Genomic DNA, 11,995 nt, shown 5'->3' with positions numbered 1-11,995 from the left:
TCACGCGCCCTCCTGCTCGGCCGGCGCAGCAGCAGCCTGCTCACCGCCAGCAACCCTAAACTTGCCGGGCTTCGGAGCTTCCTTCGGCAACGGCTTCTTCACGGCGTCGCGCACCGAGATCCAGCCGCCCTTGGAGCCGGGAACGGCACCCTCGACCAGGATCAGACCGCGCTCGACGTCGGTCTGCACCACACGCAAATTGAGCGTGGTGATGCGATCGACACCCATATGACCGGGCATCTTCTTGTTCTTGAAGGTCTTGCCGGGATCCTGACGTCCGCCGGTCGAACCGATCGAACGGTGCGAAACCGACACACCGTGGGTGGCGCGCAGGCCGCCGAAATTCCAGCGCTTCATGCCGCCGGCAAAGCCCTTACCAACCGAGGTGCCGGTGACGTCGACGAACTGGCCGACCACGAAATGGTCCGCCTGGATCTCGGCGCCAACCGGAATCAGCGCATCTTCCGAGACGCGAAATTCGGCGACTTTCCGCTTGGGCTCGACCTTGGCCGCGGCAAACTGGCCGCGCTCCGCCTTGGGCAGATACACGGTCTTGCGGGTGCCCGCACCGAGCTGCAGCGCGACGTAACCGTTCTTTTCGGTCGTGCGGTGGCCCAGCACCTGGCAATTGCCCAGCTTCAGCACGGTCACAGGGATATGTTCGCCGGCCTCCGTAAAGACCCGCGTCATCCCGACCTTTTGTGCGATCACTCCGGAGCGCATCGGCGTGCTTCCTGTTCTTTCTGTCCGCTAAAGTCGGACGAGCTAAAAAATCTTAGAGCTTGATCTCGACGTCGACACCGGCGGCCAGATCGAGCTTCATCAAAGCGTCGACGGTCTGCGGGGTCGGGTCGACAATGTCGAGAAGGCGCTTGTGGGTGCGCATCTCGAATTGCTCGCGGCTCTTCTTGTCGACGTGCGGCGAACGGTTGACGGTGAACTTCTCGATGCGGGTGGGCAGCGGAATGGGTCCGCGAACCTGGGCACCGGTACGTTTCGCCGTGTTCACGATCTCGCGGGTCGACGTATCGAGGATTCGATGGTCGAACGCCTTGAGACGGATGCGAATATTTTGGCCGTTCATTGCCGTTTGTCTTTCTTTGTCGCGTAGGGCGAGTGGTGAGCAGCGAATAGCGAATGGAACTAATCCACTCGCTACTCGCCATTCCCTATTCGCTTATTCGATGATGGCGGCGACGACGCCGGCGCCGACGGTGCGGCCGCCTTCGCGGATCGCGAAGCGCAGCTTTTCTTCCATCGCGATCGGCACGATCAGGTGCACTTCCATCGCGATGTTGTCGCCCGGCATCACCATTTCGGTGCCTTCGGGCAGGTGCACGACGCCGGTCACGTCGGTGGTGCGGAAGTAGAACTGAGGCCGGTAGTTGGTGAAGAACGGGGTGTGACGACCGCCCTCTTCCTTGGTCAGGATGTAGGCCTCAGCCTTGAACTTGGTGTGCGGCTTGACCGAACCCGGCTTCGCCAGCACCTGGCCACGCTCAACTTCCTCGCGCTTGGTGCCGCGGAGCAGCGCGCCGATGTTGTCGCCGGCCTGGCCCTGATCGAGCAGCTTGCGGAACATTTCGACGCCCGTGACGATGGTCTTCTGGGTGTCGCGGAGGCCTACGATTTCGATTTCCTCGCCGACCTTGATGATGCCGCGCTCGACACGGCCGGTGACGACGGTGCCGCGGCCCGAGATCGAGAACACGTCTTCCACCGGCATCAGGAACGGCTGGTCGACCGGACGCTCCGGCTGCGGAATGTATTCGTCGACATTCTTCATCAGCTCGAGGATGGCGTCGTGGCCGAGCTTCTTGTCCTTGTCTTCGAGGGCGGCGAGCGCCGAGCCCTTGATGATCGGGATCTTGTCGCCCGGGAATTCATACTTCGAGAGCAGTTCGCGAACTTCGAGCTCGACGAGCTCGAGCAGCTCCGGATCGTCGACCATGTCGCACTTGTTCAGGAACACGACGAGCGCGGGGACGCCGACCTGACGGGCGAGCAGGATGTGCTCGCGGGTCTGCGGCATCGGGCCGTCGGCGGCCGACACGACCAGGATAGCACCGTCCATCTGGGCGGCGCCGGTGATCATGTTCTTCACATAGTCGGCGTGGCCGGGGCAGTCGACGTGGGCGTAGTGGCGGTTCTTCGTCTCATACTCGACGTGAGCGGTCGAGATGGTGATGCCGCGCGCCTTCTCTTCCGGCGCCTTGTCGATCTGGTCGTACGCCGTGAACGTCGCACCGCCGGTTTCAGCCAGCACCTTGGTGATCGCTGCGGTCAGCGATGTCTTGCCATGGTCGACGTGACCGATGGTTCCGATGTTGCAGTGCGGTTTAGTACGTTCAAACTTTGCTTTGGCCATTTGACTCTCCGTTCAGTCGTTAGCTTGCAACCAACGACAATCAGGCAAACTTCTTCTGGACTTCTGCCGACACGTTCGCCGGCGCTTCAGCGTAGTGATCGAATTGCATCGTGAAGGTCGCGCGTCCCTGGCTCATCGAGCGCAGGTTATTCACGTACCCGAACATGTTCATGAGCGGCACCATCGCATTGATGACGTTGGCGTTGCCCCGCATGTCCTGGCCCTGGATCTGGCCGCGCCGAGAATTCAGGTCGCCGATGACCGAACCGGTATAGTCTTCCGGGGTCACCACTTCGACCTTCATGATCGGCTCGAGCAGAACAGACTTGCCCTTCTGCAGCGCTTCGCGGAATGCCGCGCGCGCTGCGATTTCGAAGGCCAGCGCCGACGAGTCGACGTCGTGGTACTTGCCGTCGACGAGTTGAACCTTGACGTCGACCACCGGGAAGCCGGCGACCACGCCCGAGCCCATCACGCTGTTGAGGCCCTTTTCGACGCCAGGGATGTACTCCTTCGGCACCGCGCCGCCGACGATCTTGGACTCGAACTCGTAGCCCTTGCCGGGTTCGTTCGGCTCCACGATGATCGACACTTCGGCGAACTGACCGGTACCGCCGGTCTGCTTCTTGTGCGTGTACTTGACTTCGGCGCGCTTGGTGACGCGCTCGCGGAACGCCACCTGCGGCGCGCCGATGTTGGCGTCGACCTTGTAGGTGCGCTTGAGGATGTCGACCTTGATGTCGAGATGGAGCTCGCCCATGCCCTTCAAGATGGTCTGGCCGGACTCCTGGTCGGTCGACACGCGGAACGACGGATCTTCGGCAGCGAGCTTCGCCAACGCGACGCCGAGCTTTTCCTGGTCGGCCTTCGACTTCGGCTCGATCGCGATTTCGATCACCGGCTCCGGGAATTCCATCTTTTCCAGGATCACCGGCTTGTCGGGATCGCACAGCGTGTCACCGGTGCGCGCTTCCTTCAGGCCAGCCAGCGCGACGATGTCGCCGGCATAGGCTTCCTTGATGTCTTCGCGGTTGTTCGCATGCATCAACAGCATGCGGCCGATACGCTCTTTCTTCTCGCGGGTCGAATTGATGACCCCGGTGCCTGACTGCAGGATGCCCGAATAGATGCGGCAGAAGGTGATGGTGCCGACGAACGGGTCGTCCATGATCTTGAATGCGAGCAGAGCCAGCGGCTCCTTGTCGTCGGCCTTTCGCACCACTTCATTGCCGTCATCGTCGGTACCCTTGATCGCGGGCACGTCGATCGGCGACGGCAGGTAGTCGACGACGGCGTCGAGCAGCGGCTGCACGCCCTTGTTCTTGAACGCCGAGCCGCACAGCACCGGATAGAACGCGCCGGTCAGCACCGCCTTACGGATCAGGCGCTTCAGCGTCGCCTCGTCCGGCTCCTTGCCGTCGAGGTAAGCGGCCATGGCGTCGTCGTCGAGCTCGACGGCGGCTTCCACCATCTTCTCGCGGTATTCCTTGGCCTGGTCGAGGAGGTCGGCCGGGATGTCGACATAGTCGAACTTGGCGCCGAGCGATTCATCGTTCCAGATGATGCCCTGCATCTTCACGAGATCGACGAGGCCCTTGAAATTGTTCTCGGCGCCGATCGGAAGCTGGATCGCGATCGGCTTTGCGCCGAGGCGGTCGACGATGTCGGCCAGACACTTGAAGAAGTCGGCGCCGGTCTTGTCCATCTTGTTGGCGAAGACGATGCGCGGAACCTTGTACTTGTCGCCCTGGCGCCAGACGGTTTCGGTCTGCGGTTCGACGCCCTGGTTGGAATCGAGCACGCATACCGCGCCGTCGAGCACGCGCAGCGAACGCTCGACTTCAATGGTGAAGTCGACGTGGCCGGGAGTGTCGATGATGTTCAGGCGCTTGCCGTTCCAGAACGCGGTGGTCGCAGCCGAGGTGATCGTGATGCCACGCTCCTGCTCCTGCTCCATCCAGTCCATCGTCGCGGCACCTTCGTGCACTTCGCCGATCTTGTGGCTCTTGCCGGTGTAATAGAGGATGCGCTCGGTGGTCGTGGTCTTGCCGGCGTCGATATGCGCCATGATACCGAAGTTACGGTAGTCCTCGATGGCATGTTGGCGGGGCATGGGCTGTTCCTTAAATCCGTTCTTCGCCGTTACCAGCGATAATGCGAGAAGGCGCGGTTGGCTTCCGCCATGCGGTGCACGTCTTCACGCTTCTTGACGGCGTTTCCCCGGTTGTTCGACGCGTCGAGCAGCTCGGCCGAGAGCCGCTCCGTCATCGTCTTTTCGTTCCGCTCGCGCGCGGCGGTGATCAGCCAGCGAATGCCCAGCGCCTGGCGGCGGACCGAACGCACTTCGACCGGCACCTGGTAGGTGGCGCCACCGACGCGGCGCGACCGCACTTCGATGGTCGGCATGACGTTTTCCAGAGCCTGCTCGAACACCGTGAGCGGCCCCTGCTTGGTCTTGGCCTCGATCATGGCGAGCGCGCCATAGACGATGTTTTCGGCGGCGGACTTCTTGCCGTCGTACATGATCGAATTCATGAACTTCGTAATGACGATGTTCCCGAACTTCGGGTCCGGATTGACTTCACGCTTTTCGGCAGAGTGGCGACGAGACATCGTGTCGGTTCCCGCTTATTTCGGACGCTTCGCGCCGTACTTCGAACGACGCTGCTTACGGTTCTTGACGCCCTGGGTATCGAGGACGCCGCGGAGGATGTGGTAGCGCACGCCGGGCAAGTCCTTGACGCGGCCGCCGCGGATCATGACCACCGAGTGCTCCTGAAGGTTATGGCCTTCACCCGGGATGTAACCGATCACTTCGAAGCCGTTGGTCAGGCGCACCTTGGCAACCTTACGAAGCGCCGAGTTCGGCTTCTTCGGGGTCGTGGTATAGACGCGCGTGCAAACGCCGCGCTTCTGCGGCGACTGCTGCAGCGCCGGCACCTTCTTGCGCGACTTCTGTACCGTACGCGGATTTGCGATCAGTTGGTTGATCGTCGGCATGTCAGCCTTCATCCTTTAGTTCACACGAAAACCTTGAATGGCTTTCGTAAATTCTTCTCGGAACTAGCCGTTCCGTTCGGCCCGCCTCACGCGAAAAAAAACATTCGCGCAAAACGAAATCGCGCCAACCACCCATCGCTGAGCGGAAAGCGCTTCGACGCCACAGAGGATCGCGAATTAAGGCCGATCAGCGTTCGCTGTCCGGCCCGCTACCGAGATCATGCACCCGAGTTCACTCTCAAGAGGACGTGCTCAAGAGAACTAAAATCGTCCTGGCATTGCCTAGCTATATGATCGACAGCGTTTGAGCGGCATTCGTCGAGGTTGGTGCCCGTCCAGTACCTTTAGGAATTGCCCATAAGGATTTGAAAGGGTGATCCGTTCCGACGTTGGCGTAGCTCACCGCCTGTCGTTAAGTGGGCGTCTTCTATAAGCGGTGGATAGCTAAGTCAAGCAAAACGAGAACGCTGGAAACGCCTATGGCGTCTGTGGATTCGGCGTTTGCCGCGAAATCGGAAAAGCCGAAATGGCGATGCCTGCCTGTTCGGGGTGGATCGAATCGCTTATTTTCATCCGGGTAAATATGACCAGAAAGACAATTTTCTGGTTCCAGTTTTTCCCGACCAAGCCCTTATCGCATTTCCGGGTGAAAAACTTGCGCAATAAGGCCGAAATTTTTCGTGAAACACACCGATATTGCGATCATCGGCGGCGGCCTCGCCGGCTCGACCGCGGCCGCCATGCTCGGGCGCGCGGGGCATCAGGTCTATCCCATCCGACTTCCGCGTCGGAAAAATCAGCTGCGACGAGCAGCTCGGCGGCTTCTACCAGACCGGAATCGCCGATTCGGTGCTGCGCTCGGCCACCACGGCGAGAACTGGATCACGCGATTCGGCTACCTAGCGGCCAATACGGCGCGATCCGGGCGGATGCGTCAGCGCGGTCAAACTGCCCTGCTCACTCCTCGTCGTCGTCCTCGTCGTCATCATCATCGTCGTCTTCGTTGTCGACGCCGGCCTGCGCAGCGGCGTTATACGGCGTGTGGCCCTGGTCGTCCCAGAGCTTGCGATAGACGCCGTTGGCCGCGAGCAACTGCGTATGCGAGCCGCGCTCGATCGCCTTGCCGCCTGAAATCACGATGATCTCGTCCATCTCGACCACCGACGTCAGGCGGTGGGTCGACCAGATCATGGTGCGCCCTTCCGCCACCTTCATCAGCGTGCGGTTGATCGCGGCTTCCGTGGTTTGGTCGAGCGCCGAGGTCGCTTCATCGAGCAGCAGCAGCGAGGGATTGCGGATGATGGCGCGCGCGATCGCGATGCGCTGGCGCTGGCCGCCGGATAGCGTGTCGCCGCGCTCGCCGACCGGCGTGTCGTATTTCTGCGGCAGGCTCATGATGTAGCGGTGAATCTCGGCCTTGCGCGCGGCTTCCTCGACCTCCTTGTCGGTGGCGCCTTCCTTGCCAAGTCGGATGTTCTCGCGGATCGACATGTTGAACAGCATGTTGTCCTGGAACACGATGGCCATGCCTCCGCGCAGCGACTCGCGGGTCACGCGGCGGATATCGACGCCGTCGATCGCCACCCGCCCCTCGTCCGGCGTGTAAAGGCGCAGGATCAGGTTGAGCAGCGTGCTCTTGCCCGAGCCGCTCGGCCCCACGATCGCGATGCGCTTGCCGACATCGAGCTTGAGGCTGAAATTGTCGAGCACCGGCGTCTCGCTGCCTTCGTAGGCAAAGGTGACGCGGTCGAAGGTGATGTCGTTGGTGATCGGCGGCAAATCCGGCGCGCCCGGCCGGTCGGCGCCGCGGGTCGGCTCATCCAGCAGTTCCTGCATGTGCCGCACGGCTGCCGCCGACTGGATCGACACCGGGATGAAATGCATCAAATGGGCGATGTTGTAGGACACCTCCCAGAACGCGCTCTCGAAGGTGACGAAGGTGCCGATGGTGATCTGGCCCTTGGTGGCGAGATAGGCGCCGATCGCCAGCACCACGAGATGCAGCAGCAGCACCGAAATGGTGACGGTGCGCTCCACCATGGTCGACAGGAACACGGCGGACGCCGTCTTGATGCGCACATCCTGGTTCCGCATGGTGAACCAGCCGAGCGTGCGGCGCTGCAGGCTGAACGCCTTGATCACGGCCTGCGCAGCCACGTTTTCCTGCACCGTGCCGAGCAGTGCCGCTTCATTGAGCTTCTGCTCGTAATTCGCCTGCACCGCCTTCGGCGTCAGGATCCGCGGCCCGATCAGCGTGATCGGGAATACCAGGAGGGCGACCGCCGCGAGTTGCCAGTTCAAAAACAGCATCAGGATGATGCCGGCGATCAGTTCCAGGAACGGCAAAGCGGCGCTGTTGGCGAACGTCTTGACCGAGCCCTCAAAGGCCGCGAGGTCGATCGAGAAGCGCGAGAGGATTTCGCCGCGCTTGGTGCGGGCAAAATACGACGCCGGCAGGTTCTGGACGTGCTCGAACAGCCGCGTCCGCACATCGGCAATGACGCACGCTGCCAGTCGCGCATCCCAGCGCTCGTACCAGACCGCGATGATCGAGGTGACGATACCGGCGACCGCGAGCACGCCGAGGATCTTGTAGAGCGCCTGAAAATCCTCTTCGCCCAGCGCATCGTCGATCAGGAATTTCAGGCTCAACGGCATGATGACGTTGAACAGTGTCTCGACGAGAACGCCGAAGGTCACGAAGACGAGCAGCTTCCTGTAATTGCCCAGATACGGCTTGACGAAGCCGTAGATGGTCGCCATCGCGCCGGCGGCTTCCTTGGCGGTGAAAACGACGAGGTCCTCGTCATCATCATCGTCGTCGAGCTCGATCTCGTCCTCTTCGTCGTCCTTGTCAGCGTCGGGGGGGATGCCGGCCGCCTTACCACCGGCAACGGGCGCAGCGGCAGCCCCGGCCGCGAGCTTCTTCGCAAGCTCGGGATCGTCCGCCGGCGCGGGATTCTGATCATCCGAGGACGGAGGCTTGGGCGCCATGAAACCAACCGATGCTGCACGGCCGGCATGACCGCAAATCGTACGCGGCAGCGGCGGGCGCTACCGCAAGGATTCTAAGCGATCGGGATCAATTCGGCAAACATTGGCGTGACCGGCCCCGCTTCAGCGGAGCGGTCACGCTCAATGCAACCAGTCGGTGCTCAATCGTCCGATTCGACCTTGTCAAAAAACGAATAGCGCAGGCTGTCGGCGTCGGCATACCACTGCCCCGGCCCCTTGTTGGCAGCCAGCGTCGCTGCCCATACCGCATCGGTGCAGTCGCGCCGGTGCATCGAGAGGTCGAATCCGTTGCCGAAGAATAATTCAGACCATTCCCACCAGGTGCCGAGCTTCTTCACCCCGCGCAACAGATCGTAGCGGTCGATCAGTGCAGGGGCCATGTCCGACGTCACCGACCCGAACACCAGGCCGGTCTTCACGACGCGGTTCAGTTCGCGCACCGCCCGCCGGACCTGCTTTTCGGCGACATGACACAGACTGGTCTCGAACACGAAATCAAACTCGCCGTCCTTGAACGGCATGTCGACGATCGAGCCGAGCTTGTTGAACTTCTTCAGCGCCTTCGGCGTCTTGGCGTGGATCGCCCGATTGCTCTCGATACCCCAGGCATCGATGCCGCGCTCGCGCAGCGCGCCAACCAACTCCCCGCTGGCGGAGCCGGCGACCAGGAGCTTGTAGCCCTTGGCCCTGCTCCAGACGATCCTGATCAGTTCCGTCAGATAGGCCGGATCGGTAAACTGGCTCCAGACTTCGCTGTAGGGGCCAAGCCCACGGTAATTCTTGAAATAGCTGCGGTCGATCTTGTCGGGCGATACCTCGCCCTGTTGCGCACGCGCGCGGCGCAACCGCATCATCTCGGTCAGAATGATGTCGGTGGCGGCGTCGGAGGAATCGAGCAGTCCGTTCAGCGTCGAATCGAAAAGATAGTCGCCGACCACCACAATTCCCGGATGCTGCTTCGGCTCCGGGCGATGGTTGGTCATGACGTCGCGCACCGGCAGGCCGCCGGGCAGCGCGTTCACCGACGATAGCCAGCGGTGAATCTTGCCTTCCAGGAAATGATCGCGGGCGTTGCCGAACGAAGCCGGCAGCGACTTGATGGCGGCATCGATCAGCTCCTGATCGCTGAGATTGGCAAATGCCAGCGCATCCGAGCCCGCGATCAGCCAATTCAGCACGCCGTGCCTGCCGACGTCGTGGCGAGCGCCTTCGTTGTAGACGCAGCAGCCGCCGAACGCTTCTGACATGAACCAGGCGCCCGAGATCTTGTCGCCCCAGAACGGTTCGTCGAACAGGATCGACACCCGCAAGTAATGCGCCGGACGGTCGAAATAGGCGACGTGCTTGACCATCGACTTGCGCAATTCCTCGCCGTCCCAGCCCATGGTGGCGAGCCAGGAATGCGGCAGACACATCAAGACCAGATCGAAATCCCGTGTCTCGGGCCCCTTCCCGTTCATCATGTTAAGCTGATAGCGGCCGGCAGCGGTTTTTCCGACCTTGAGCACGCGGTGATTGAGCTGGATGTCAGCATCGACTTCCGAGCGCAGGCATTCGATCAACTGCTCATTGCCGTTCTGGATCGAGTACAGGCCGATATAGCCGTCGATATCCATCACGAAGTTCTTCAGCGCATTCAGGCCATTGGTGTTGTGGGCTTCGGTTGCGATATCCGAGCGCGCCATCACCTTGAAGAAGCGTTTGGCCGTGGGATCGTCGACTTCCTTGTCGAGCACTTCCTCGCAGGTCATGTAGGCCCAGGGATGCTCGTTATCGTGGGCGCCGACGCCCTCGTAATATTCGATCGGCGACACCAAGTCGGCGCAGCGCTTGCGGAACGCCTCGATCGCAGCCGCGGTCTTCTCACCATACTTGCGGCGCATGCCCGGCACGTCGTTGAGCAGCACGCCGTCGAGGTGCACCTGCTCGGCGTCCATCGGTATGGTCTGCAACCCGAAATGCTGGATCAGTTCCCGTAAGGGGTCTGGACCAGTCATCGAATAATCGTAGATTTCGGCGACGCCTGCCTCATACATCGCCGGCGCGGAATCGAATTTGCGCGAGACGATCTTGCCGCCGACGCGGTCGGACGCCTCGTAAATCGTGACGCGGCAGAGATCGCCAAGCTTTTTCTTCAAGTACCAGGCGCTCATCAAGCCGCCTGGGCCGCCCCCTACAATTGCAAGATCCAACATGTCTTTCCGTCGCCCTCCGGCTCCCCCTGCCTTTAGTAAAGCAGCCGGTCTAAACCGCTAGCAAAAGCCCTTTTCACCCTGAAGGGAAGATGAACAAAGCACGCCCTCGCAACGCAGCAATGAAAGAAAGCAGCAAGAAGGCCGGCTTGCGCCGACCTTTTGTCTTCGCACCGTATTCTTGCGGGCGCCCCATTCTGGCAGCGGCCTGGTCGGCCATCTCGACTCCAGTGCTACGCGGCAAGGTTGTCTATCCGCCACGGAACGCCTTTCCGGCGAGCAGGCTGACAAGCTCCTGCTGGCGTGACAAGCCGGTCTTCGATAGCACGGCCTTGAGCTGGCTGCGCACCGTCTCCCGATTGACGCCGGTTGCGTCCGCAAGCGCATCGATTGTGACAGTCTGGCCGATGCCCCGCGCCACGCGCGCCTCCGCCGGCGTCAGGTCGAACAAGCCTTGCAGGACTTCCGCCGTCGGCACCACAGCGCGATCGACCGGCGTCACCACCAGCAGTGCGGTGGCCTGGGTGAAGATATCGCGCGCATCGCCGCGCACGGGGATGACATGCAATACCATCGGCACGCGGTCTGCCGTCGCAGCGATCGGTATCGATTTGACGGTTCGGCCGCCGGCAAGAGACCGCGGACCGAGCGCTTCCGCAAGCAGCGCGTCCGCCGTGACATCCGTCATCGTGACGCGCTCGATACGATCCTGAAACAGCGAAGGGACCAGCGCTTCGAACAAACCGTTTGCGGCGAACACCCGGCCGCGCCCGTGCAACACCGCGCCCGGCAGCCCCAACACCTGCAACGCATCAGCCTGCGCTCGGGCGCGCTCGAAGCCGATGCGGTTTGCCGCAAGCGAAGCCCGGGCCAGATGCGGCCGCAGCCCATCCAACAGATTGACGACGTCTCGAGGCACCGGACCGTGATCCTGATGCCGCGGCATCACGATCGCGATTGAATCGCCGCTCGGCATCGGAATGATCGTCCCGGCGCGGTAGCCAAGGCCGTGCTTGCGGTAAAAATTGCAATAGACGTCGTTGGTCGCAATCTCCTCCTCCGAGAGGAGGTCATAGTCAGTGACGAAGCCTGCATGATTGAGGGCAATGGCGCGCGGCAGATTTGGATCGCGTTCGCTCCATCCGTCTCTCAAGAAGACCGGCATGAGCTGGTCATATTCGGCGGAATTGACCGCGCTGGTGTAGCCGTCGCGCACGCCGAACAGAAAGCCGCCGTTGCCGCCGATCGCGGCACTGAGTTCGCCGAGCACAGCCGGCCAAAGCGACGGAATGAGCCCCGCCTCGTAAATGCGGTCGATCAGGGGTTCAAAATGAGCCGAATCGCTCATGGGGAATTGCGAACATTACCGTTATGGCAGGAGGCCATTTCCTGACTTGATAGCAGCGGTCACCCATCCGGG

At 61.7% G+C, this 11,995-nt stretch carries 10 protein-coding genes and 1 pseudogene; 1 reads left to right on the top strand and 10 read right to left on the bottom strand.

Features of this window, described 5'->3' with window-relative positions:
* The 6 genes from rplC to rpsL form a co-directional block, all read right to left on the bottom strand.
* Positions 1-723 carry a 50S ribosomal protein L3 gene (gene rplC / locus CQ13_RS14635; protein WP_057843579.1) on the bottom strand — a complete coding sequence of 241 codons (723 nt, stop codon included), beginning with the start codon at positions 721-723 and terminating at the stop codon, positions 1-3.
* Positions 724-775: 52 nt separating this feature from the next.
* The gene (gene rpsJ, locus CQ13_RS14630; protein ID WP_002712302.1) at positions 776-1,084 is read right to left on the bottom strand and encodes a 30S ribosomal protein S10; all 309 of its coding nucleotides are present in this window, start codon (positions 1,082-1,084) and stop codon (positions 776-778) included.
* Positions 1,085-1,177: 93 nt separating this feature from the next.
* Positions 1,178-2,368 (bottom strand): elongation factor Tu, encoded by a 1,191-nt coding sequence (tuf, locus tag CQ13_RS14625; RefSeq protein WP_057843578.1) that lies wholly within the window; start codon positions 2,366-2,368, stop codon positions 1,178-1,180.
* A 40-nt stretch (positions 2,369-2,408) separates the two neighbouring features.
* Positions 2,409-4,481 (bottom strand): elongation factor G, encoded by a 2,073-nt coding sequence (gene fusA, locus CQ13_RS14620; protein ID WP_057843577.1) that lies wholly within the window; start codon positions 4,479-4,481, stop codon positions 2,409-2,411.
* A 29-nt stretch (positions 4,482-4,510) separates the two neighbouring features.
* Positions 4,511-4,981, bottom strand: coding sequence for a 30S ribosomal protein S7 (gene rpsG, locus CQ13_RS14615; protein ID WP_057843576.1), 471 nt, complete (start codon positions 4,979-4,981; stop codon positions 4,511-4,513).
* A gap of 15 nt (positions 4,982-4,996) precedes the next feature.
* Positions 4,997-5,368 (bottom strand): 30S ribosomal protein S12, encoded by a 372-nt coding sequence (rpsL, locus tag CQ13_RS14610; protein WP_027536823.1) that lies wholly within the window; start codon positions 5,366-5,368, stop codon positions 4,997-4,999.
* Between the two features lie 680 nt (positions 5,369-6,048).
* Between rpsL and CQ13_RS45635 the strand changes: the two are divergent.
* A pseudogene (locus CQ13_RS45635) lies at positions 6,049-6,270 on the top strand (FAD-dependent oxidoreductase); the annotation flags it as partial.
* Positions 6,271-6,325: 55 nt separating this feature from the next.
* On the opposite strand, the gene CQ13_RS14595 reads toward CQ13_RS45635, so the two are convergent.
* The 4 genes from CQ13_RS14595 to CQ13_RS14585 form a co-directional block, all read right to left on the bottom strand.
* Positions 6,326-8,362 (bottom strand): ABC transporter ATP-binding protein, encoded by a 2,037-nt coding sequence (locus CQ13_RS14595; RefSeq protein ID WP_057843573.1) that lies wholly within the window; start codon positions 8,360-8,362, stop codon positions 6,326-6,328.
* Positions 8,363-8,523: 161 nt separating this feature from the next.
* A complete protein-coding gene (locus tag CQ13_RS14590; protein ID WP_057843572.1) occupies positions 8,524-10,578 on the bottom strand; it encodes an FAD-dependent oxidoreductase in 2,055 nt (684 codons plus the stop codon).
* 73 nt (positions 10,579-10,651) lie between these two features.
* Positions 10,652-10,795 carry a hypothetical protein gene (locus tag CQ13_RS42960; RefSeq protein ID WP_156433679.1) on the bottom strand — a complete coding sequence of 48 codons (144 nt, stop codon included), beginning with the start codon at positions 10,793-10,795 and terminating at the stop codon, positions 10,652-10,654.
* A gap of 30 nt (positions 10,796-10,825) precedes the next feature.
* A complete protein-coding gene (locus tag CQ13_RS14585) occupies positions 10,826-11,923 on the bottom strand; it encodes a helix-turn-helix transcriptional regulator (protein WP_057843571.1) in 1,098 nt (365 codons plus the stop codon).
* Between the last annotated feature and the right edge of the window lie 72 nt (positions 11,924-11,995).

The organism is Bradyrhizobium retamae, from assembly GCF_001440415.1.
In the GTDB taxonomy this organism is placed as follows: domain Bacteria; phylum Pseudomonadota; class Alphaproteobacteria; order Rhizobiales; family Xanthobacteraceae; genus Bradyrhizobium; species Bradyrhizobium retamae.
Note: the sequence above shows the minus strand (reverse complement) of the source record. Positions and strands in the feature narration are given on the sequence as shown.